Origin of the sequence: Devosia rhodophyticola (assembly GCF_028816475.1) — a bacterium.
In the GTDB taxonomy this organism is placed as follows: domain Bacteria; phylum Pseudomonadota; class Alphaproteobacteria; order Rhizobiales; family Devosiaceae; genus Devosia; species Devosia rhodophyticola.
Map to the genome: position 1 here is coordinate 3,088,781 of NZ_CP118247.1, position 23,383 is coordinate 3,112,163.

The 23,383-nt window shown below is 56.4% G+C and carries 19 protein-coding genes and 1 pseudogene; 11 read left to right on the forward strand and 9 right to left on the reverse strand.

Annotated features, from left to right (window positions below):
* Window positions 1-21: 21 nt before the first annotated feature.
* The 5 genes from fabG (at window position 22) to gmk (ending at window position 4,530) form a co-directional block, all read left to right on the forward strand.
* Window positions 22-759 (forward strand): 3-oxoacyl-[acyl-carrier-protein] reductase, encoded by a 738-nt coding sequence (gene fabG / locus PSQ90_RS15190; protein WP_282211113.1) that lies wholly within the window; start codon window positions 22-24, stop codon window positions 757-759.
* A gap of 216 nt (window positions 760-975) precedes the next feature.
* Complete coding sequence (locus PSQ90_RS15195) at window positions 976-1,212, forward strand: acyl carrier protein (RefSeq protein WP_035100440.1); 237 nt, start codon at window positions 976-978, stop codon at window positions 1,210-1,212.
* Window positions 1,213-1,253: 41 nt separating this feature from the next.
* Window positions 1,254-2,516: a beta-ketoacyl-ACP synthase II gene (fabF, locus tag PSQ90_RS15200; RefSeq protein WP_282213088.1), complete on the forward strand. Its 1,263-nt coding sequence runs from the start codon at window positions 1,254-1,256 to the stop codon at window positions 2,514-2,516.
* 168 nt (window positions 2,517-2,684) lie between these two features.
* Window positions 2,685-3,797, forward strand: a complete 1,113-nt coding sequence (mltG, locus tag PSQ90_RS15205; RefSeq protein WP_282211114.1) for an endolytic transglycosylase MltG — start codon at window positions 2,685-2,687, stop codon at window positions 3,795-3,797.
* 94 nt (window positions 3,798-3,891) lie between these two features.
* The gene (gmk, locus tag PSQ90_RS15210; RefSeq protein WP_282211115.1) at window positions 3,892-4,530 is read left to right on the forward strand and encodes a guanylate kinase; all 639 of its coding nucleotides are present in this window, start codon (window positions 3,892-3,894) and stop codon (window positions 4,528-4,530) included.
* A gap of 10 nt (window positions 4,531-4,540) precedes the next feature.
* Here gmk and rsmA read toward each other — a convergent pair whose 3' ends face one another.
* The 6 genes and pseudogenes from rsmA to PSQ90_RS15240 form a co-directional block, all read right to left on the reverse strand.
* Window positions 4,541-5,389, reverse strand: a complete 849-nt coding sequence (rsmA, locus tag PSQ90_RS15215) for a 16S rRNA (adenine(1518)-N(6)/adenine(1519)-N(6))-dimethyltransferase RsmA (RefSeq protein WP_282211116.1) — start codon at window positions 5,387-5,389, stop codon at window positions 4,541-4,543.
* A pseudogene (pdxA, locus tag PSQ90_RS15220) lies at window positions 5,390-6,390 on the reverse strand (4-hydroxythreonine-4-phosphate dehydrogenase PdxA). It abuts the gene before it with no gap.
* A gap of 54 nt (window positions 6,391-6,444) precedes the next feature.
* Window positions 6,445-7,338: a peptidylprolyl isomerase gene (locus PSQ90_RS15225; protein WP_282211117.1), complete on the reverse strand. Its 894-nt coding sequence runs from the start codon at window positions 7,336-7,338 to the stop codon at window positions 6,445-6,447.
* Window positions 7,339-7,423: 85 nt separating this feature from the next.
* On the reverse strand, window positions 7,424-9,619 hold the full coding sequence (locus PSQ90_RS15230) for an LPS-assembly protein LptD (protein WP_282211118.1): 2,196 nt from the start codon (window positions 9,617-9,619) through the stop codon (window positions 7,424-7,426).
* Between the two features lie 104 nt (window positions 9,620-9,723).
* A complete protein-coding gene (locus PSQ90_RS15235) occupies window positions 9,724-10,794 on the reverse strand; it encodes an LptF/LptG family permease (protein ID WP_282211119.1) in 1,071 nt (356 codons plus the stop codon).
* Window positions 10,791-11,855, reverse strand: coding sequence for an LptF/LptG family permease (locus PSQ90_RS15240; protein ID WP_282211120.1), 1,065 nt, complete (start codon window positions 11,853-11,855; stop codon window positions 10,791-10,793). Before PSQ90_RS15240 ends, PSQ90_RS15235 begins: the two co-directional genes overlap by 4 nt.
* A 236-nt stretch (window positions 11,856-12,091) precedes the next feature.
* Between PSQ90_RS15240 and PSQ90_RS15245 the strand changes: the two genes are divergently transcribed.
* Window positions 12,092-13,579 carry a leucyl aminopeptidase gene (locus PSQ90_RS15245; protein WP_282211121.1) on the forward strand — a complete coding sequence of 496 codons (1,488 nt, stop codon included), beginning with the start codon at window positions 12,092-12,094 and terminating at the stop codon, window positions 13,577-13,579.
* Window positions 13,580-13,605: 26 nt separating this feature from the next.
* Entirely contained in the window at window positions 13,606-14,052 is a 447-nt protein-coding gene (locus tag PSQ90_RS15250) for a DNA polymerase III subunit chi (protein ID WP_282211122.1), read from the forward strand.
* Window positions 14,053-14,056: 4 nt separating this feature from the next.
* Here the strand turns inward: PSQ90_RS15250 and PSQ90_RS15255 are convergent, their stop codons facing one another.
* The 3 genes from PSQ90_RS15255 to PSQ90_RS15265 all read right to left on the reverse strand — a co-directional run bounded on the left by PSQ90_RS15255 (window position 14,057) and on the right by PSQ90_RS15265 (window position 17,283).
* A complete protein-coding gene (locus tag PSQ90_RS15255) occupies window positions 14,057-14,905 on the reverse strand; it encodes a DUF4344 domain-containing metallopeptidase (protein WP_282211123.1) in 849 nt (282 codons plus the stop codon).
* Window positions 14,906-14,983: 78 nt separating this feature from the next.
* Window positions 14,984-15,415, reverse strand: a complete 432-nt coding sequence (locus PSQ90_RS15260) for a cupin domain-containing protein (protein ID WP_282211124.1) — start codon at window positions 15,413-15,415, stop codon at window positions 14,984-14,986.
* Entirely contained in the window at window positions 15,412-17,283 is a 1,872-nt protein-coding gene (locus PSQ90_RS15265; protein WP_282211125.1) for an ABC-F family ATP-binding cassette domain-containing protein, read from the reverse strand. Before PSQ90_RS15265 ends, PSQ90_RS15260 begins: the two co-directional genes overlap by 4 nt.
* Before the next feature lie 265 nt (window positions 17,284-17,548).
* Between PSQ90_RS15265 and ndk the strand changes: the two genes are divergently transcribed.
* The 4 genes from ndk to PSQ90_RS15285 all read left to right on the forward strand — a co-directional run bounded on the left by ndk (window position 17,549) and on the right by PSQ90_RS15285 (window position 23,036).
* Window positions 17,549-17,971, forward strand: coding sequence for a nucleoside-diphosphate kinase (ndk, locus tag PSQ90_RS15270; RefSeq protein ID WP_282211126.1), 423 nt, complete (start codon window positions 17,549-17,551; stop codon window positions 17,969-17,971).
* Window positions 17,972-18,094: 123 nt separating this feature from the next.
* Entirely contained in the window at window positions 18,095-20,050 is a 1,956-nt protein-coding gene (locus tag PSQ90_RS15275) for a DEAD/DEAH box helicase (RefSeq protein WP_282211127.1), read from the forward strand.
* A 184-nt stretch (window positions 20,051-20,234) separates the two neighbouring features.
* Window positions 20,235-20,855 (forward strand): hypothetical protein, encoded by a 621-nt coding sequence (locus tag PSQ90_RS15280; protein ID WP_282211128.1) that lies wholly within the window; start codon window positions 20,235-20,237, stop codon window positions 20,853-20,855.
* A gap of 72 nt (window positions 20,856-20,927) precedes the next feature.
* Complete coding sequence (locus PSQ90_RS15285; RefSeq protein ID WP_282211129.1) at window positions 20,928-23,036, forward strand: molybdopterin-containing oxidoreductase family protein; 2,109 nt, start codon at window positions 20,928-20,930, stop codon at window positions 23,034-23,036.
* The last annotated feature ends 347 nt before the right edge of the window (window positions 23,037-23,383 follow it).

Here is a 23,383-nt window from a genome sequence, read left to right on the forward strand (position 1 = left end):
ATTCTGACGGGAAGAGCATAGATGTTTGATTTGTCTGGAAAACGTGCGTTGGTAACCGGCGCGAGTGGTGGTATCGGCCGCGAGATCGCCAAGGCATTGGCTGCCGCAGGCGCCAGCGTTGCGCTCAGCGGTACGCGCCTCGGGGCACTCGAGGACGTCGCAGGCGAAATCGGCGGCAATGTTGCGGTCCTGCCGTGCAATCTCTCGAAGCTGGACGATGTGGACAAGCTTGTGCCAAGCGCTGAGGCGGCGTTGGGTGGGCTTGATATTCTGGTCAACAATGCCGGGATGACGCGCGACAATTTGTTCATGCGTATGAAAAACGAAGAGTGGGACGAGGTCTTGGCGGTCAATCTGACAGCCGCGTTTCATCTCACCCGCGCGGTCCTGCGTGGTATGATGAAGCAGCGTTTTGGCCGGATCATCGGCATTTCTTCGGTTGTGGGAGTTACCGGAAATCCGGGGCAGGGCAACTATGCCGCTTCAAAGGCTGGCTTGATCGGCATGAACAAGGCGTTGGCCCATGAGGTCGCCTCACGCGGCATTACCGTCAATTCGATTGCGCCGGGTTTTATTGCTTCGGCCATGACCGATGACCTCAACGACAAACAGCGCGAAGCTATTCTTTCGACGATTCCATCCGGACGTTTGGGCACAGCACAAGAAATTGCGGGATGCGCTGTTTTCCTTTCGAGCGACGCTGCTGGCTACATCACGGGGCACACGCTGAACGTTAATGGTGGCATGGCTATGGTGTGATAGTTCATCAAAAGGGAAATAAAGCTGGCGTGTGCCTTATGGCATTGCCAAAAGAAGTATGCTAATCGGCGCCGCTGTTGAACATGGCAAGCTATCTTGCGAGTGTCGCGCCGCCCGCTTACAGTTGGTGTGTGCAAGCCAACACCGTGCTTGAATACTTGGCAATGCGCCAATAAGAAGCGAACGAAACGTCGATTTCAAAAAGGGAAGTCAAACATGAGCGATGTCGCTGATCGGGTCCGCAAAATCGTTGTGGAACACCTCAATGTGGATGCCGAGAAAGTGGTCGAAAAGGCCAGCTTTATTGATGATCTGGGCGCAGACTCGCTTGATCAGGTCGAGTTGGTGATGGCTTTCGAAGAAGAATTTTCCGTCGAAATTCCAGACGACGCAGCCGAATCTATCCAGACTTTTGGGGACGCAGTGTCCTTTTTGACCAAGGCAGTTGGCTGATTCCTGCCGTTTTTTGTTAGTCTGGTAGGTAGATCATGGAATTGCGCCGCGTTGTCGTGACCGGGATGGGTATCGTCAGTCCTTTGGGCTGCGGTATTGAGACCACGTGGTCCAACATTCTGGCTGGAAAGAACGGTGTCAAACGCATCGACGATTTCCGGGTAGATGATATTGCCTGCCAGATTGCGGCTCGTATCCCTCTTGGGGACTATGCCGATGGCAAATACAATCCTGACGAGTGGATGGACGTAAAGGATCAGCGCAAGGTTGATCCCTTCATTGTCTACGCCATGGCAGCCGCCACCCAGGCGATCGCCGACGCCGGGGTTGAACCCAAGACCCAGGAAGATCAAGAGCGCACCGGTGTTTTGATTGGTTCGGGTATTGGTGGGGTCGGCGGCATTTACGAAGCTTCCGTCGCCCTGCACGAAAAGGGTCCCCGTCGGATAAGCCCATTTTTTATTCCGGGTCGTCTGATCAATCTGGCGTCGGGATATGTTTCCATTCGCTTCGGGCTCAAAGGCCCTAATCACTCGGTGGTCACGGCTTGTTCCACCGGTGCACATGCCATTGGTGATGCTGCACGTTTGATCGCTTTGGGTGATGCTGATGTGATGGTTGCGGGCGGTACCGAAAGCTGCGTCAATCGGTTGGCAATGGCGGGATTTGCTGCTTGCCGCGCCCTATCAACCCATTTCAATGACACTCCCGAAATAGCTTCGCGGCCTTATGACAAGGACCGGGACGGTTTTGTCATGGGGGAAGGCGCCGGAATTGTTGTTCTCGAAGACTACGAGCGTGCCAAGGCGCGAGGCGCCAAAATTTACGGCGAGATCATAGGCTATGGACTTTCGGGGGATGCGCACCATATCACTGCGCCGTCTGAAGACGGCGATGGCGGCTATCGCTGTATGATGGCCGCGATCAAGCGTGCAGGCATCACACCGTCCGAGATCGACTATGTAAACGCCCATGGCACATCGACCCCGCTGGGTGATGAAATTGAACTTGGATCGGTAACCCGGATGCTTGGTGACGCCGCTTCAACTGCAGTCATGTCTTCGACAAAATCGGCAGTTGGCCATTTGCTGGGCGCTGCGGGATCGGTCGAGGCGATTTTCTCTCTGTTGGCCATTCGCGACAATATGGCGCCGCCAACGCTTAATCTTGACAATCCTTCGGTCGAAACTGAAATCAATCTGGTGCCCAAAATGGCGATCGAGAAGGAAATCAACGTTGCGCTATCCAATTCCTTTGGGTTCGGCGGCACAAATGCAACGCTGGTAATGCGTCAGGTTGAATAGCTCGGCTGGTTGATTGAGATCGGTACATAACGGCGGCTTTCTTGGGTGATCCTTTATCAGGCTCTGCCAAGGCCGAGATTATGCCACGCTTGAGTGAGACAAATAGCCAAGTTTTATTGAACCATCGGCGCTGGGCGTCATGATGGTCGTGCTGGGGTTTTGAGCAAGATGAATGATCGCAAGTCACGCCGCGCCAAACCCCGTCGCCGCAACGGCTTCATCGACATCCTCAATGGTATTCTGACGCTGTTCGTATTGGGCATGCTGGTTGTCTGTGGAATCGTACTTTACGGCGCTTCCCAGTTTTATGGCGACGGTCCCATTTCAAAGGAAACAGTATTTCGGGTTGAATCGGGCAATGGCCTCGGCCTAACCGGCCAGCGGCTTGAGGCAGAAGGACTAATCAGCAACGGCATGATTTTTCAGATCGGCGGACGGGTTCTGGATATCAAAAAGCCGATCAAGAAAGGGGATTTCAAGATTCCCGCTGGCGCCAGTATGGCCGACATCCTGCGCGAACTGACCGAGGGTGATCCGATCCGCTATGCTGTAACCATCCCCGAGGGCTGGACCTCTTGGGAGGTCGTGCAACGGCTCAATGCTGATGCCAACCTCAAGGGTGAAATTTCCACATTACCCGCTGAGGGATCCGTTTTGCCCGGGTCATACGATTATGTGCCAGGGGACGACCGCAAGGACGTGCTTGGGGTGATGCAGAAGGCAATGACAGATGCGGTGGCTGAGGTCTGGGCGTCCCGCGCACCTGATTTGCCTATAGATACGCCCGAAGAAATGGTCGTTCTGGCCTCAATTGTCGAAAAAGAGACGGGCATTTCAACCGAGCGCCCCGAAGTGGCGGCCGTATTCGTAAATCGGCTGAAACAGAGTATGCGGCTGCAGTCAGATCCTACGATCATCTATGGAATTACCAAGGGGGAATCCAAGCTGGGACGTGGGTTGAAGCGCTCGGAAATCGAGCAGCAAACGCCTTTCAATACTTATCAGATTGATGGTTTGCCGCCGACGCCAATTGCCAATCCGGGCATTGATGCCATCAAGGCGGTAGCCCATCCTGATAGCCACGACTACCTCTATTTCGTGGCAGCGACGGCCAACCCATCGGATGGTCATATCTTTGCAACTAACTACAAGGATCATCGCGCCAATGTCGCAAAATTGCGTGCCATTGAACGTGAGGCGGCGAAAAATGCTGAGGCTGATGTTGAAGCTGCCAAGGATGCGATAGAAGCCGACCAAGCGGGTGAAGCGGCACCTCAATAATCGGGCGCTGATCGGATGCTGGTCTTGACCTCCCAACGATGATCGATCAACTAGGCGTCCAAGACTTTTCGGACAAGCAGGGCAGGGTATCGGAATGGAATATGCACGTCGCGGCGTCATGCTGGTCATTGCATCGCCATCGGGTGCGGGTAAATCCTCGATATCGCGTTCGCTGTTTGGGCAGGATCCCAATATCCGTTTGTCCGTATCCGTGACCACGCGCGCGCGGCGGACCGATGAGGTGGACGGCACGCACTATTACTTCATTGATGTACCGACCTTTGAGCGTATGAGGGCAAATGATGAATTGCTCGAGTGGGCGCAGGTTCACGACAATTTTTATGGCACGCCACGGGCCAAAGTCGAAGAACAGCTCTCGGTTGGCAACGATATTCTGTTCGACATAGATTATCAGGGCACGTTGCAGCTTTACGAGAAAAGCCGCGCCGACATGGTGACGGTGTTCATTTTGCCACCCACGATCAAGGAATTGCGGGCGCGGCTCGAGCGACGGGCGCAGGACAGTGTTGGCACAATTGAAAAGCGCTTGCGCAATGCCAAGCTTGAGATGCAGCACTACAACGAGTACGACTACATCATTATCAACGATGATCTGGAGGCGTCGTCACAAAAGGTGCGTTCGATTTTGGCCGCTGCCCGGCTGACCCGTCCACGGCTGATACAACTGGACGATTTCGTGAAAGATCTGCAATTGCAGATCGACCAGCTATAGGCCCGTTTTTCTAGGCGTTTCGGAGTGCCGGGAGCGCGCGGGCCATGGCCAGGAAGGCCTGGATTGGTAGCTCTTCGGCCCGTTCGTTGCCTTGGAGCCCCGCGGTTTTGAGCAGGGCCGGGACTGCAACACCTAGCGATTTAAGGCTCTGACGCACCATTTTTCGGCGCTGGCCGAAGGCGGCCTTGGTGACGTTCTCGAGGTCGCGGACAGCCACCGTGGGATCGACCGCACGTGGCTTGAGGTGAACGACAGCCGAAGTCACGTTGGGCTGTGGGGTAAAGGCCTCGCGGCTGACATTGAAGGCAATTCTCGCTTCGCTGCGCCATCCCGCCAGAACCGCCAGGCGTCCATAGGCTTCATCGCCGGGGTGGGCGCAGATGCGCTCGGCCACTTCGCGCTGGAACATCAGCGTAAGGCTTTCAAAGAACGGCGGCCACGGCGCGGTGGTCAGCCAGCCCGTCAACAGGGGCGTAGCTATATTGTAGGGCAAGTTGGCGATAATGCGGGTCGGCCCGGCGGCCAAAGAGTGGTAGTCGACCTCCAGAGCATCGCCTGAGACGACGGTAAGTTTGCCGGGGTAGGCGTCAGCGATCTGGGCGAGGGCGGGCATGGTGCGCGGGTCCCGCTCAATGGCGATCACTTCGGCTGCCCCTTCAGCGAGCAGAGCGCGTGTTAGCCCGCCTGGGCCAGGGCCCACTTCGATAACGCGGACACCCGTGAGTGCCCCTCCTACGCGGGCTATTCGGGCCGTCAGATTGAGATCGAGCAGGAAGTTCTGGCCCAGTTCCTTTTTGGCGCGCAGGCCATGTTTGGCAATGACTTCGCGAAGGGGCGGCAGCGCGTCGATCTGGCTCATTCAATCGCGTCCACGCGTCAACTCGTCCGCCACCCGGACTGCCGCGAGGAGGCTTCGCGTTGAACCACGACCGGTTCCGGCGAGTTCAAATGCGGTACCATGATCGGGCGAAGTGCGCACAATTGGTAACCCCAGGGTAACGTTGACGGCCTCTTCAAATGCTATTGTTTTGATCGGGATCAATGCCTGATCATGGTACATGGCGATGACCACGTCGTACCTGCGCCAATGGCGGGGATAAAAAAGTGTATCGGCGGGGAAGGGGCCTTCGACGTTGATGCCATTATAGCGCAGCTGATCGATGGCCGGGCCGATGACGTCGAGTTCTTCGGTCCCGATGTTACCGCTTTCCCCGGCATGCGGATTTAGACCTGCGACGGCAATGCGCGGCTGGCTGATGCCAAAGCGAAGTCGCAAATCATAATGGGCGGCGTTGATGGTTTCTACGATGCTGTTCCGCGTCAATTTTGCCGGGACATCCTTGAGGGGCGTGTGGATGGTAACCGGAATGACGCGCAGATCGCCGTGGGCGAGCATCATGACAGGCCGACGCTCCTTGCCACCGTTGGCGCAAAGGTAAGCCAGAAACTCGGTATGGCCGGGATGCTTGAAGCCAGCGTGATAGAGCGCCGCCTTGTGGATAGGAGCGGTGACCAGCGCGCGACACGTACCGGTCTGGACGGAGGCCACGGCCTGCTCGATAGCGCCAATGACTACTTTGCCAGTAAGGGCACTCGCTTTGCCGGGACTATCGGAAATGAGCCCGGCAATCGAAACGACTGGTAAGGCATCGGCAAAGATCTTTTGGGCCTCACCGGCATTGACGGCCGCAATGTCAAGTTTCAGGCCAAGCCTTTTGGCCCGCGTCTGCAAAAATCCGCATTGCCGAACAGGCAAAAGGGCGGAAGATCGTGCTTGGTGCGGTTTTCATAAAGTTGAAGGATGAGGTCCGGACCTATACCGGCCGGCTCCCCCATGCTGATGGCAAGCGGCTTTTCCATTCTGCCCCCAATACGCAGAACAACAGTGTGCGCCCGGTTTTCCGGGCGCTACTATCAATTGTAGATGATTTTTGCGCGGCTGCGCAGGTCTTCAAGATAATTGTTGGCCTTGGTTTCAAGGGCAGCGTTGCCAGCATTGGCGCGGAGATCGCTTTTGATAAAGGTCAAGTCCTCGGCCTCGGCCTTCTCGCAAACAGCGAGCATGGACACACCACTGTTCATGACACGGGGACGCGTGATGCCGCCCACGTTGAGCCCGGCCAATTCCTTGGCAACAGCTTCAGGCAACTGTGTCGCATTACGTCGACCCAAGTCGATGACCGCGGCGTCGGTATAGTTGAGCGACAAGTCGACTGCAGTGTCACAGCCCTTGAACTGCTGGCGATAACGATTTGCCTGCGAGGTGCGTCCACTAGCACCGCGTCCGCCAGGCGCCACGAAAATCACTTCCTTCAAAATATAGTCGAAGCCATTGTAGGCATTCATCTTTGCGGCAGCCTGCTGGTCTAACTCCAATTCTGAAACCTGAACTTGGGGCATGATGGCGGATTCGGTGATGCCGTTCCACGCGATGGCGGCCCGAAGACGATCTTGCAGTGATTCAATGCTGACACCCTGTCCCTGAAGCATTTGGGTCAACTTGTCCTTGCTGATCTTGATATTGCGGGCGACCTGCTGGTAGGCGCTGTCTACTTGCGCGTTGGAGACATTGATCCCCAGCCGCTTGGCTTCCTGCATTTGCAGTGCTTCGTCGATTAACTGCTTGGTCGCGCCAGTCCGTCCGGTCTTGTTGCCTTCGAGCGAGAAAAGCTTGACGCGCTGGGCAATCTGCACGTCAGTAATTGGCTGGCCGTTCACCGTCACCTTGACCGCGGCGGCTTGGCTCGGCGCTGCCGCTGCAAGACACAGAACTGCCCCGAGTAGAACAGCTCCAGCGGCCCGTTTCATTTGAGCAATCGCCATCATCTTCATCCGTCAGTTGTTGGCACTAGAGCCAATGGTTGCTGCGCAACGTGCTAGGCAAAAATTGCGGCTAAAATCCGGGCAGATTGCCTGTGTAGCCAACATTGAAACCCGCCGGGGCTTTCAACTTGACCGAACCAGTAATCCGCGTTTCATCAGGGCTGGTATGTGTGGGCCCCGTTCGGCTCGCCGTAGCCTGCAGCAAGAGGTAGCCATCGTCATACTGCAATTCGCCCCCTACCTGCAACCAGCTGTTGGCGCGCAAATCCCAATATGTACTGCCAGCGACAGACCAGTAATCGGCAATTTTCAGGCGGAGGCTGGTGCCGATTTCGTGTTGGTCATCCAGCACACCAGTAGCCGCGTTGGCGGCGATGAAGTCGTAGTCCAGCAGCGCCGAAAAGTTCGCATTGGCATAGCTGACGCCAAGTCCCGCGCGTGAAACCCCGCCGGTTGTGGTGTCAATCTGGACTTTTCCGCCGCCCATGATACCGGCAGTCATTGCACCATAGGCGCCGATGACTGCATAGGAGGAGGATATGTCCATGCCTGAACCAAGGCCGGTTTGTGCCTGGTCGGGCATGGCAAACGCATTGGGCCCCGCCAATTGGAAGGATTGACCGGCAATCAACTCAAGGTAGCTGCCGTCTGTGAAGTTGGCCTGATAGCGGCCGCCAATATTGGCCCTGAGGCCCGTTTCCTGACGATCTGAGCCCGAGAAACGATTATAGCTGAACAAATTTGTGTCATCGAAAACAAAGCTTTGGGCATTGTCATTGGTGATGCCGACGGCCGTGGTATCGCTGCCGCGATAAACCAGCTGTGCAATTGGTTCAATCAATTGAACGGTGGACCCGTCACTGGCAGCCATGGGGAAGCGGACATCCATCGCTGCTATCGGGGTGGCGCTGAACAATGATGTCGCGCCGCCGGGGAAAGTGCCGGTGCCATCGTATTGGGCAAGATCAAGGCGGGTGCCGAGATAAGGCGTAGCAACGAAGCCACCTGCTCCAATATACTGATTTTGCCAGCCGGCCTGCAGGGCAACATGAAGCTTGTTACCCGCGTAGCCGAATTTATAGGGCACGCCATTTATGGTGCGGGTCGGCGGTTCGTCGCTGCGCTGGATCCCTAGGAGGCGGCCGGATAACTCAAACTGGCCCATGCCTTGGGCTAGCCGTGTGACATTGTCAAACCGGACGACCGGCAAATTGCTGCCCTGGCGGTTTTGGGCTGCAGCAGTGACTTCGCCCAGCTGATTGAATTGTTGCAATCGGGCGTCGATGAATGTGTCCTGCGTCAGGTTTTGCGCATAAACTTCATTGATGCTCGATTTGTCGGTCGACAACGCATAGTCGCTAAAATAGGCGGCGTCGGTAAAGGCAGTATACGACCAACCTACTGTCCAGTCCTGAACCGGGCGAAATTCGCCTGATGTCTGAATGGCACCGCGCCAATCACGATCACCGATACGACCGGCAAATTTGGAGCGCCCGAACTGATAGAGGCCCGATGCCTTGATGCGGATGGCACCATTGTCAAATCGTTGTCGCCATTCTGCGCCGACCAGCAAACCCTGCTGGCTCAACAGTGTTGGCGTCAGAATTACGTCGGTATAGCGGCTGCTGTAAGCGCGATAGGGGACGGTGACCTTGGTTCCGTAATCCTCGCTATAGTCGACAGAAATGGTTTCGATGTCGTCGAGAATGGTGTCGCTGGTATCGGGCAACCACAGAAATGGCAGCCAGGCGATTGGTATGCCCAACACCTCGAGATGCGGTTGCTCCATATAGAGCGAACCATCCAGCTCGTTGGTGGTGATGGTTCTTGCCGAAACGGACCAACCAATGCGGCGACCCTTGTCGTCAACGCAACTGCCGCAGGGCGTGTATTTCGCGTTGGTCAACAAGGTCTGGAGCGCTGCGTCGTAGTCGGCGCTGTCGGCGGTCAGGCGCGAACCATCATAGGCCGTGATGGTGAAGCTGGAGATCAGGGCCCTCTTCATGCCCCCGGTCATACTGAAGTTTTCGGTTTCAAGTACGTTGCCGGAGGGATCAATAATCGTAACGGTGCCAATAAATTTAACATCGTTCGTCTGTCGATTGAAGACCAGTCTTTGGCCCTTGATCCGGTAACGATCATAGTCGAATACAACATCGCCAATGGCAGTGATGATGCCTGTTTTTGCATCAAACGTCAGCGATTGTGCATCGACCGCAGCGGGCGCGTCGTCGCTGATTGGCGCGTTAAACAGATCTTGGGGCATCAGGCTTTGCCCGAGTGTCGTACCGCCGATGCACAAGCTGATCGCTGCGCTCGCAATGGCGAGTCGCACCAAGCCTGGTGTTAGCATCTGTCGATTTACGCTCGTCACGTTCGCCCGTCCTCCTTGTAGAGGAGTACAGTTACTCCGATGACGATCGCCACAACGGCCGGCCCAATTGCTGCAAACCCCGGATCGAGTACGCCGCTGGACCCTGCTCGGTCAGCCATCTCGGTAATCATAAAAACCACAAAACCCAAAACGATCCCGTAGAGGATCGCTGCACCATATTTATCGGACCTTCGATAACCTGCGGTAAATGCAAATGCAATTAGCAGCGAGCCGCAAAGCACAAGCGGCAACGCCAATAGTTTGATGACCCGCATTTGTGCGGCCGCATGAATGCTCGGATCGGCGACCCCCCGGTTAAGCAGGTCCATCAACTCAAAAATGGTCATGTCTTCGGTGGAGGAAAGCTTCAAGCTGATTTCAGCCGGGGTCGATGTTGTGGGCAAAGTGTAATTGGGGAGGGGTTCGGGAGGGCGGTCGGGACTATCGCCGACAGCACCAGTTAGCAGCCAATGTCCATTGATGAGGCTGGCCTTATCTGCCGTAATGCGTTTTTGGGTGATTGCGCCAACGTTGAAAATGGTGACGCCGTTGAGAACGGCGCCGCCGGGTTCCATGCCGAGAGCCATCAAGACATAGCGCGTATCGCCGCTGCGCTGTTCGAGCCAAATTTCACCGGGCGGGGTGAGCGATGCGGCGGCGCCGGGCGGGGTGGGGCTCAATTCACGATTGATCCGGGTGCTTATTGTTTCAAGCCCCACAGATACCACCAGTGTTGCCAGAAACAGACCGATGAGCGGAGCGCGCACTACGCGCCAGATTGAGATGCCGCTGGCGTTGATGACTGTCAGCTCGCGATGTGACTTGAGATCCATTATCCCCAATATGGCGCCCATCAGCACTGTTACGGGCAGGGTCTTAATGGTCCAGCGTACCGCGCTGGCCATTACCATCAGAATTGCGACTGGGGTGCCAAATTTTCCCGACACATGTTGAAAGCGCCATGTGTCCAACGATTCGACCAGCGCAATTATGCAATAGATGACGAGCAGCGTTACGCCAATCCGGCCAGCAAGTCGTCGCAGTACCAGCCAGTCAATCGTGTTCATGAGGCCATACCCGGGATTGATCGGGGACGGGTGCGCACGAAAATCAGCGTCATGCCGAGGACAATCATGATCATCGCGCCACTGGTGGGGCCGGTGGGACTGTAGGTGCTGACCCCGCGTTCGGCAAAGCCCATGGCCAACACTGCGGCTTCCATCGGAATAACGAAGCCGGCGCGTCGGCCGCTCGGAAAGCCGCTGATGCCGACAACCAGCACGCATATGCCAAGGACACGAAGCCCCTCAGCAAACCGGGATGTCAGTGTGTCAATGACCTTGGGAGACCAGCTGGGGCTGTTCATGGCATCCTGAATGATGGTCAGGCTGTCCTGATCCTGCAGGCCCCCGTCAACTGGAGTGGCGCGTGTCAGCTGATCGATGGCCAAGTCATAGCGGTCAAAGGTGATTTCGGAAAAGCGGCCTGCGTCAATGGTTTGCAATGATCCCTTGCGCAATTCCAGCGTGTAGCCTTCGGTGGTGCGGGCGATGGTGGCAGACCGGGCGATGTAAGTTCGGCGAATGTCGGGCTTGCGCCGGTCGTCGGCAAAGAACTCGTTGATCTGTCCGGTTCCCGAGCGCCCACCGATCAAAAGCAGTACGCCGGGCGTTACCTGCGTGAACCGACCGGGTTTTAGGGTTGAACTGACCAGATCGGCTGCTATGGCGTTGGTGAGGTCATTGGACTGTCGCGCGGCCAAAGGGGCTATGAAATTGGACAGCGCCAATGCGCAAATGGCACCGATTATCGCGACCAGTGCCACGGCGCGGAACATGGCACCCATGCCGTTCACGGTGTGCACGATGTGCAATTCATGGCTTGATTGCAGTGCCTGCAGCGCGCGCGCCAGTCCGATGCCTACGCAAATGAACAGGAATGTCATGGCCAAAGGGGGCAGGTTGAGCAGAGCCTGCCAACCAAGTGTCGCAATGCCCTGACCTTTGACCGAAATAAGATCGAAGGCGCGAAGACAACCAACCAGCCACAACAAAAAGCAAACGACAGCGAACAGGATTACTGCGTCGGTTGCAAACAGGCGCGCCAGGTAAACCGTCAGTCTTTTCATAGGTCTGGGCGCATCCGGGGGTAATGGCGTCGACTGAATGGGGTGCGGCGCTGAATTCAACTAAACATTGTTGCAATATTTAGCCAGACTCAAGGGCATGTGCCACATTAGCTTGAATCCATAACGGTTTGAATGTCAGTGTTGCGGGATTGACGCGGACGTCAAAGCCAATAATTCTTTCCGCTGCCGCGTCCTGCGGCGAAAAAAGTGTTCTCCTGCCAGCAAGGCCATTCTTTATGCCCCAATATCTTCTCGTCCGGACCGCCCCATTGTCGGGTGCGTCAGCCGATCTACTCGTGATCTATGCGGCAGAAGGGAAGGCGCCTTCCGGGATGGGGCAAGCGGTATGGGCGGGTACCGGCCATGATTGGGAGCAGACCGCCAAGTCCGGTTCGTTTGCTGGCAAGCAGGGGCAGGTGCTCGATATCATGGGGCCGGCTGGAACGGATTGCCAGAGGTTGCTGGTTCTTGGTTCGGGCAACGCGGAGGCTTCGTCATTGACGGCTTGGACAGACCGCGGTGGCTCGTTGATGAACAAGATCGCAAATACGCGGGCGCGCAATATTGCGGTGATTGTCGATGAGGCCGACGCAACGCCTGAAGCGATCGCGGAATTGGTGGCGGGGGTGCGTCTGCGGCATTATCGGTTTGATAAATACAAATCGAAGGCTGATGAGGATCGGGCGGGCGATTTGACCATTACGATCCATGTTGCCGATGTCGCCAAGGTTGACGCTGCGATTGCTGATCGAGGTGCGGTTGTCGCCGGCACGATGTTGGCGCGGGATCTGGTCAATGAGCCGGCCAATGTGCTGGGCCCGCTGGAATTTGCCGAGAAAGCATCGGGTCTTGCAGCGCTGGGGGTTGAGGTTGAAATATTGTCGCCTGAAGAAATGCGGGCGCTGGGCATGGAATCGCTGCTTTGCGTGGCGCAGGGCTCGGAACGGCCGGCGCGGTTGGTTGTGATGCAGTGGCATGGCGGAGAGACCGGGGATGCGCCGCTGGCGTTTGTCGGGAAGGGCGTGGTTTTTGATACGGGCGGCATTTCGATCAAGCCTGCCAGTTCCATGGAAGACATGAAGGGCGATATGGGCGGCGCTGCGGCCGTTGTGGGGTTAATGCATGCGCTGGCGACGCGCAAATCCAAGGCCAACGTTGTCGGTGTAATCGGGCTGGTTGAAAATATGCCGGATGGCAAATCGGTGCGGCCGGGCGACGTTATCAAGGCAATGTCCGGGACAACGATTGAGGTGATCAATACCGATGCCGAGGGACGGTTGGTTCTGGCCGATGCACTTTGGTACACGCAGGATCGGTTCAAGCCCAGGTTCATGATCGATCTGGCAACGCTGACTGGTGCCATTCTGGTGGCGCTGGGGCATGAACATGCGGGATTGTTCGCCAATGACGACGCGTTAGCGGGCAAATTGCTGGCGGCGGGAATGGCGAGCAATGAAAAGCTCTGGCGTTTGCCACTCGCGCCCAGCTACAACAAGATGATTGAAAGCCGGGTTGCCGATATCAAGAATTCAGCGGGTCGGCTTGCCAGTTCTATAACGGCGGCACATTTTCTGGAACGGTTCGTCAATGGTGTCCCATGGGCGCATCTGGACATTGCGGGCATGGCGTTTGGCGGTGGTAGCACCAAGATCAACGAGTCATGGGGATCGGGATTTGGCGTTGCCTTGCTCGATCGCCTCGTCAGAGACAGTTACGAACTCTAGTTTTGCGATCCACCCTGAAGTGAACCATGGCTGACGTTTTATTTTATCACCTTGAACAGCGCCCGCTCGAAGCGGTTCTACCCCAGCTTCTGGAGAAGACGCTTGAGCGTGGCTGGCGCGCGGTGATCGAGGTGGGGAGCACTGAGCGGGCCAATTCCCTTGATGCTCATCTCTGGACTTATCGTGATGACAGTTTTTTGCCGCACGGACAGGCGGGCGACGATATGGATCCGTTGCAGCCAGTGTTGATCACAACGGGTGCGGACAACCCCAACGGGGCCAATGTGCGATTTTTCGCGGATCGGGCAGTGCCTCAATCGGCAGACGGATATGAGCGCATTGTTTATCTGTTTTCGGGACTTGATCCTGAAGCGGTGAGCGAAGCGCGATCGGCCTGGAAGACGCTACGCGAGGACAATCAGGTTACCTATTGGCAACAGGAAGGTTCGGGCCGCTGGGTCAAGCGCGCCTAGCGCCTCAATTGGCTCTTCCGTTGCGTCGGCTTTGGCCGGGTGCAGTCATGCCGTCCGGTACATCGTTGACGAAGAGTGAAATGAAATCGTCCATCAATTCATAGCAGTAGATGATCTCAACGGTGTCGGCGTCATAGTATGAATTGGCATCTCCATCGCATCTCTTGGCGGTGAACAGTACCTTGTGGCGCAAATGGTAGTTTCGGCGCAACTCATCGGCCACCCGGTCGAAAACGCCGCTATTCCGGAAGGCATCTGCTGCCTGTCTGAGGCTACCCGATACGGCTTGATAGTTCACAGTGACCTTTGTAGCGTCGGGGTTTTTCATTGTGCGACTGGCGAATACACCTTTCAGGCTCCGGCTGATCCGGCGGTAATCGTCGGCGCAGGAGATTTGTCGCACGATATCCATGCCATAGCCGTCGGCGATTTTATGAAATCGCTTTTCGTTGTTGCCAACCATCAGGCAGACGATTTGATAGGCGCGCTGGCGATCAAGACTGTGAGCGGCATAAAAATCGCTCTCGGTCGAGCCACTGTTGTAGGCGAGGCCGGTCAGTATCCAGCCGTAGGCAGCATCGTCCAACGCCTGCTCGGATTTTCCATCGGGCTGATTGAGCAGGGTCCAGGTGGCGAGATTGTCTGCCGCATCCTCTTCACGCCCCAGGATTGGAATGTTGAGCTGATCGAACAGCAGGTGGGCGACCTCATGATAAAGGACAAAAAGGCTGTTATTGGCTGCAAATCGCAGTGCCTGCCGTTGTGGCGTCAATGGCATGGCGCCGGCTGATGCGGCACTTGTGATTGCACCCAGGATCAGCAAAGCAACGAGAATTATCTGACCAAAACGCATGTACTGCTTCCGACAAGAATGCCAAGCACCAGCAGATGGCAATAGGGGCGAGGTGTCAACAAACCCCGGCGGGCGCGGTTAACCTGCGTTGTGTGACCAGTCGGGTTGGGTTGTGTCGAAGCTCGAAAATTGAAATCCGGGCGGCACCCTACATCCGACCAAGGTCCATTCGCCAGATGTGCGGGCACTTTGCCAGCTTTTGCGCGGTAAAATCGTCTGGGCGCGTTGGCCGGCTTTTGTGTCTGGCCCAAGAGTAATGGGTTCGCGCGTCAGCCCATCAGTGATCGTCAGTTCCAGTGGCGCGCCGGTGAAATAGTTCCAGATTTCAGCCGCATCGATCTGATGCCAGTTGCTTTCATCATTTTGTTCGAGCAACAAATAGATTGCCTTGGTTGGATTCGGGCCGTCCTGCTCAGTGCCATCGCCCAGGGTGCGGGCGTACCAGCCCCCTGCGGGATGACGCTTGAGCCCGAGGGTGAAAATCACATCCTTGGCGGTCAGTTCACTCATGCGCTCTCGAGACTTTCCAGTTCGGCACTCAATGTCAGCCAACTTTCCTCAAGCGATTCAAGATCGGCGGCGAAACGGGCCTTTTCCTTGCCCGCAGCGATAAGGCGATCCGCAGAGCCATTATAGAACTCGGGGTCGTCGAGTCGGTTGTCAATTTTTGCGATTTCCACTTTCAAACGAGAAATCTTGGTTTCTGTTTCCTTAATGGATTGCTTGATCGGAGCGACCTGGGCTCTTTTGGCAGCGGCTTCGGCCTTGGCGGCCTTGCGCTCTTCCTTGCTCATCGACGCGTTGCCGCCGCGGTCCTTGTTGCCGGTAATCGAACGCTGGTAGCTGTCCAGATCCTCGTCCAGTTCCTTGATTGTGCCGTCGGCGGCGATCCACAAGGTATCGCAGGTGGCTTCGATCAAGTGACGATCATGGGAGATGATTAGCACCGCGCCTTCATAGTCATTGAGTGCATGCACCAGCGCATCGCGACTGTCGATATCGAGATGGTTGGTAGGCTCGTCTAGGATCATCATGCCGGGGCCATTGAAGGTAATCAGCCCCATCAGCAGGCGCGCGCGCTCGCCGCCGGAAAGATTTTTTGCCAGCGTATCCATGCGCGACTTGGTCAGGCCCATTTGTGACAGGCGCGAGCGGCGCCTTGATTCACTATCGGTCGGCATCAAATCAATGACGTGCTCAAATGGGGTCCATTCCGGTTTGAGCTTGTCCATCTGATGTTGAGCGAAATGGGCGATTTCGAGCTTCTTGCCCTTGTTGAAGTAGCCGCCCATTGGCTGAATGTCGCCAGCCAGAAGTTTTGCAAAGGTGGACTTGCCGTTGCCGTTTACGCCGATCAGGGCAATGCGGTCCTCGGGATCTATGCGCATGTTGATGTTGCGCAGGATTTTCTTGTCACCGTAGCCGGCCGATACGCTATCCAGCGTGATCATTGGTGTTGCGACTTCGGCCTTGGGCTGCTGGAAGGTGAAAGGGGACGAATATTCGTCAAACATGGCGGCGGGTGGCTTGAGCTTTTCAATCATCTTGACGCGGGCCTGGGCCTGCTTGGCCTTGGACGCCTTGGCCTTGAAGCGGTCAACGAACTTTTGCATGTGCGCGATCTGATCCATGGTCTTTTCGCGGCTCTTGTTGTTGAGCTCCATCTGCATGCGGCGCGTGGCTTCAAATGTGTCGTAGTTGCCCTTGTAAAAAGTCAGCTGTTTATGTTCGAGATGAATGATCGAGGACACCGACTTGTTAAGCAGGTCGCGATCATGGCTGATCATGAAAACGGTATAGGGGTAGGTGGCGAGGTATTTTTCCAGCCACAGGGTGCCTTCAAGATCGAGATAGTTGGTGGGCTCATCGAGGAGCAACAGGTCGGGCTGGGCAAACAAAACGCCCGCCAGCGCAACGCGCATGCGCCATCCGCCCGAAAGCTCATGGGTGGGTGAATTTTGGCGATCCTGCTCAAATCCCAAGCCCTTTAGAATGGCAGAGGCGCGCGCTTCGGCGGTATGGGCGTCGATATCGGCCAGCCGGACGTAAATTTCCGAAATGCGATCCGGATCGATGGCGGTTTCGGCCTCCTTCATCAGGCTGGTGCGCTCAAGATCTGCCGCCAGCACAACATCGAGTACGCTGACTTCGCTGGCTGGCGCTTCTTGTGCTACCGCGCCAATCCGTGCCTTCTTGTTGAGTTCAATGCTGCCTGCGTCGGGGGCAAGGTGTTGTTGAATCAAGTGAAACAGCGTCGTTTTACCGGTACCATTCTTGCCAACAAAGCCAGTTTTTGCGCCGGTCGGCAGCACCACGGAGGCACCTTCGAACAATTCACGTCCCTGGATGCGATAAATGAGATTGTTGATCGTAAGCATGGCGGTACAGTTCGAAACAGAGGGCAGGGATATTGGCTGCGGGCGCTGGCAGGGCCAGAAAGGCGCGGGCAACCCTTATGCATGGGTGCTGGATAGAGTTTTGTGGCTCGATTGGCAACCGTTGCGGCTATGGGACGAGTGCGTCGGAAACGATCGGTAAGATTTCTGAGGCCGCGACATGAGGTGGTCTTGTCTATGTCATCGTCTGCCGTTACAAGGCGCCACCATTCGGACAGACCGATCCTAATTCATCAAGGACCTCACCATGGCTCTCGAGCGTACTTTTTCTATCATCAAGCCTGATGCGACCCGCCGCAACCTCACTGGCAAAATCATTGCCAAGTTTGAAGAAGCCGGCCTTCGGGTTGTTGCTTCCAAGCGCATCCACATGACACGGGCACAGGCCGAAGGCTTCTACGCTGTCCATAAAGAGCGCCCATTTTTTGGCGAACTTGTCGAACAGATGATTGCCGAGCCAGTGGTTGTGCAGGTTCTGGAAGGCGAAAACGCCATCCTCAAGAACCGCGAGATCATGGGCGCTACCAACCCAGCAAATGCTGACGCTGGCACCATTCGCAAAGAATTTGCCCTGTCGATCGGTGAAAATTCTGTCCACGGTTCCGATGCGCCTGAAACTGCTGCTGAAGAGATCAAGTTTTTCTTTAACGACGACGAAATCGTCGGCTAATCTCTTGGACGCGATGGGCGTTGCCGCCGGTTCGGCAATGCTCAACTGATTTAGGCCGCCCGCCGGGCGGCCTTTTTGCTTGTTTGTGCTATATCACTCCGCTGCCCCATTGAAAGAAACACAGTGTCCTTGCCTGAAACCATCGTTGCCCCACTTGCCCGCGCCCTGGCTGCCAAGGGTTATGAAAATCTGACAGAAGTGCAGAGCGCCGTGTTGACCGATGATGCGCAGGGGCAGGATCTTCTCGTTTCGGCGCAAACCGGTTCGGGCAAAACCGTCGCCTTCGGGATGGCCATTGCGCCAACATTGCTTGAAGGCGAGGAGCTGTTCAGCTCACAAGGGGCGCCCCTGGCGCTGATCATCGCACCGACGCGCGAACTGGCGCTGCAGGTTCAACGTGAACTTGACTGGCTCTATGCGGAAACCGGGGCCAAGACAGCATCATGCGTTGGTGGCATGGACATGCGCACCGAACGCCGGGCGCTGGAGCGGGGCGCTCAGATTGTTGTTGGGACGCCGGGCCGGTTGCGGGACCATATTACCAAGGGCGTGCTCGATACTTCGGCGTTGCGGGCGGTGGTGCTCGATGAAGCCGATGAAATGCTGGACCTCGGGTTTCGCGAGGATCTCGAATTCATTCTGGATGCGGCGCCCGCAGAACGCCGGACGCTATTGTTTTCGGCGACAGTGCCGCGCCAGATCGCTAATCTGGCCAAGACTTTCCAGAAAGACGCGCTGCGGATCGCGGCGACCAATGCAAGCAGCCAGCATGCTGACATTGATTATAAGCTGGTGCTGATCCCCGCTGCTGAGCGGGAAAATGCGATCATCAATACACTGCTGTTTTTTGACAGCGCCAATACCATCGTTTTCGCTTCGACCCGGGAAGGCGTGAAGCATTTGTCGGCGCGGCTGCACAATCGCGGGTTTGATGTGGTGACGCTGTCGGGCGAGCTGAGCCAGGCCGAACGCACCAATGCGCTGCAATCGATGCGCGACGGTCGGGCCCGAATTTGTGTGGCGACCGACGTTGCGGCACGCGGCATCGACTTGCCCAATCTGGATCTGGTTATCCATGCCGATATGCCGACCAATCCTGACACGCTGTTGCATCGATCGGGCCGGACGGGCCGTGCGGGGCGAAAGGGTACGTGCGTGCTGATCGTGCCGATGCATCGTCGCAATGCGGTGCAGCGCGTACTCAAAATGGCCAAGCTCGATGTGTCTTATATGGCCGCGCCGACAAGCACCGATATTGAGGCGCGTTATCGTGAGAGTATTCTCAACGATGCTTCGCTCAGCCAGGCACCAAGTGAGGAAGAGGCTGCGTTTGTTGCTGAACTGATGGCGCTTCACACGCCAGAGGCGATAGCTGCGGCCTATTTGCGCCAGCAGATTGCGGCCCGCCCATCGCCCGAAGAGCTGTCGGAAAATATGGCACCAGACAAGCCGGGGCCAAGCAATCCGCGCGAAAAGGCGCGATTTGAAACTGGGGTCTGGTTCAGGGTTTCGGTGGGACGCAAACACCGCGCCGAGCCGCGCTGGCTGTTGCCGATGATTTGTAAGGCTGGCGGGGTTACCAAGACGGCCATTGGCTCGATCCGTATTTTTGATGCGGAATCGCACTTTGAGGTGGCAACGCCAAAGGCGGATGTCTTTGCGGCGGCGATTGCGCAAAATGGGTCTGGTGAGCGCGGTGTGACCATTTCTGTGATCGAGGGCGATAGCCCGCCGTCTAACAAGCGGACATTCCCCAAGTCACCTCGTCGTCCCGAGGGGCCAATCGAGCGGTATGACCCGATGGCTGCGCGTCCAGAACGTGCGGACCGGGCGGCGCGATATGCGCCCGACAATCGTCGTCCTGACAGTGACGACGCGCGCCCAGAACGTGCTGCACGCATAGAGACGAAGCGCCCAGACACAGACAGGGCGCGTCCAGCGAAGGTCAATCCCAAGGATAAAGGCAAGCCCAAGTGGAAAGACAAGGTGCAGCCTGCCGCGCCGGGCGAACCGCGTCCCAAGAAGGAAAAAGTGTTCAAGAAGAAAGATCACAAGCCAAAACGTAAGCCGCAGCTTTAAGTTTTCGCGCATTGATGCGTGATCAATGCTGTTGCAAAAATGGCGGAATTCGGTCGAAAATTGGGCGCTCGCTACATTGTTAATAGCGTTTTGAGAGATGTTTGCTAGCCTTTGGGGGTCGGGATATTCCCGGCCTTAGTGATTTGCCGATCCGCGTCGCCGGCGTAAACCATTGGAGAGCATATTGCCTTTGCGCTGGCAGGAAGTGGCTATGCCACTGTTGATGATCGTTGTTCTTATTGCCCTGAAACATATCCCCATCGCCGAGGAGTGGCCGCTCGCGCGGACGGCGGGGGTTGTTGCCTTTGGCTCTGCGGCCTTTCTGGCTCTGCGCCTAGTGCAGAGCGAAGAGCCGGTTCAGGCCGATGGCTGGTCTGAATTGCGGCCGTCGATGGTTGAATATTTTGCGGTTTATGGTGCGGCAGCGCTGGCCGCAGCTTTGATGCTTGCCATAATCATTGGGGGGTTCAAGGCGGTCAATCCGGCCGAAATGGTTGCCGCGTTCATTGCCTCGATGGCGTTGGCTGGTGGCGCGGTTGCATTGGGACTGATGGGGCTCTTCGTCAAAATTCGCTGGAACCATGCGCAACTTGAATATTGCGATGCGTTCGGCCGCAAAACCATTGTGAAATGGGCGGAGGTACGCAGCGTGCATCCAAGCTGGCGCGGTGTGAACATTTCGACCAATGCGAAAAGCATCACGTTTTCCCAGTTCCACTCGGGTGCGGCCCATCTCGCCAAGCACGCGACCAACCGCGCGCGGCGCAATACCGAAACTGCGTCCAAGGCATTTGCAGGCCGCTAGATCAGCGCGACGGCACTGGCAATGAACGTCAGAAGGCAGTAGCGTGCACTGATCACCAGTAAGAGCCTTTAGATGAACAAGCCCGTTGCCGCCCGTACCGTTCGTTCGGTGTGCCCGCATGATTGCCCGTCGGTGTGCGCGCTTGATGTAGATCTGATCGACGCCCACACCATCGGGCGGGTGCGTGGTGCCAAGGATGACCCGTATACGGCGGGGGTTATCTGCGAAAAGGTCGCGCGATATGCCGAGCGGATCCATCATCCGGACCGTTTGCTGCATCCCATGCGCCGTGTTGGCCCAAAGGGTGCTGGGCAGTGGCAGAAAATCGAGTGGGACGAAGCGCTGGACGAGATCGCGGCGCGCTTTTCCGCAATTGAAGATGCGTTCGGAGCGGAAAGCATCTGGCCCTACTATTATGCCGGGACCATGGGACATGTGCAGCGCGATGGCATTGACCGACTGCGGCACGGCAAAGGTTATTCGCTGCAATATGATACGATCTGCACGGGCACGGCATGGCCTGGCTACATTGCAGGGACTGGTCTTTTGGGCGGCGTCAATCCTGAACAGATGGCTGAATCCGACTGTGTGGTTATCTGGGGCACTAATGCGGTTCATACCCAAGTCAATGTGATGACGCATGCGATGCGGGCCCGCAGGGAACGTGGCGCCCAAATTGTGGTGATCGACGTCTATGATACTGCCACAATGGCTCAGGCCGATATGGGGCTGGTGCTGCGACCTGGTTCGGACGGAGCGCTTGCTGTTGCAGTGATGCATGTGTTGCTGCGCGATGGCTTGGCCGACAGGGCCTATATGAGCCGTTTTACTGACTTCGATGCGGGATTTGAGAGCCATTTGGCCAGCAGGACACCGGAATGGGCTTCCGGGATTACTGGGTTGAGTGTGGAAGAAATTACTGCCTTTGCGCACTTGGTGGGTATGACGCCTGCTAGCTTTTTCCGGCTGGGATTTGGATTTACCCGCCAAAGGAATGGGGCCAGCAACATGCATGCCGCGCTCTGCATTCCGGCAATGACTGGCGCCTGGCGGCATCGCGGCGGTGGGGCATTCCATTCAAATTCAGGCACGTTTCGGCTCGATAAGACGCGTTTGACCGGTGCGGATCGCGCCAAAGGACAACCGCGTTGGCTGGACATGTCCGAAATTGGCCCAATCCTGACCGGCGACGAACGCGCTCTTCACGGGGGTGGGCCGGTAAAAGCCATGATTGTGCAGAATACCAATCCTGCGGCCGTTGCGCCGGATCAAACGCTGGTTCGCAAGGGATTTGCGCGCAAAGACTTGTTCCTCGTTGTGCACGAGCAATTCATGACCGAGACGGCGGAAGTGGCAGACATTGTGTTGCCCGCCACAATGTTTCTGGAACACAATGATTACTACACGCGAGGCGGGCACACGCGGGTTCTCTATGGGCCGCAGGTCGTTGAGCGGCCGGGCGAGGCGCGTTCAAATCACGAGGTCATCAACGCCCTGGCAGTTCGTCTTGGTCTGGACGATCCAAGTTTTGGGATGGACGACAAGGCGGTCGTGGCCGATACGTTTTCTCGCTCGGGATATGGCGACCTCGCGGAGATCGAAAAAACCGGGTTCGTTGATCGCGAACGGCCCGACGCTGAGGCACGGTTTGCCAACGGATTTGCTTGGCCGGATGGTAAGTTTCGGTTTGCGCCCAACTGGCAGGGAACCGCGGATATTAAGGGTTATCACTGGGTATGTGACCCTGCAGATATGCCAAGATATGCCGATTATCACGATGTGAACGAGCGCGCCGATGCCGAACACCCGTTTCGGCTGGCAACCAGTCCGGCCCGCGCGTTTCTCAATTCTACTTTCAACCAGACACGTGGCAGTCTGAAAAAACAGGGCGAACCGTCGGTGTTTATTCATCCAGACGATGCAAACGGTCTCAAAATCGCTGATGGGGATGCTGTAACGCTGGGCAATCGTCGCGGTACGGTTGAACTCACGGCTCGTTTATCGACGAGCACGCGAGTTGGTGTGCTGGTGGCCGAAGGGCTACACCGCAACAAGGCGCACAGACAGGGCAGGGGTATCAATACACTGACCAATGCCGCTCCAGCATTGCCATTTGGCGGTGCCAGCTTTCATGACGCTGCCGTCTGGCTGCGACCATCCGAGGCAAAGCATACGGCCTGACGTCCAGGCCAATTCGGCTTAACCAGGCAGTTGTAAACCGTACTATTCAGGGAGCTTCATTGTATTGGATTTAACTTGTGACAAAATTGTCTAAATAATTTTATGCCTACTCTTGCGAATGAATTTTGATTAAGACAATCCGTGGTTCATCAGGTGTAGTTGAAAGTAAAACTGAATCTTTTAGGATTAAATTGTTAGTACAGGAGGAACATTTCAGACCGAATCCGGATGAGTGGGCGGCGCTTAGTCATTGGTTAATATTAACAATATCCTAAAGACCTTGTTTTCAAAGCATGTAGATAGTGGCAATTACGTACTTACCGAAGTGTAGGTGCGGATTGTCAATG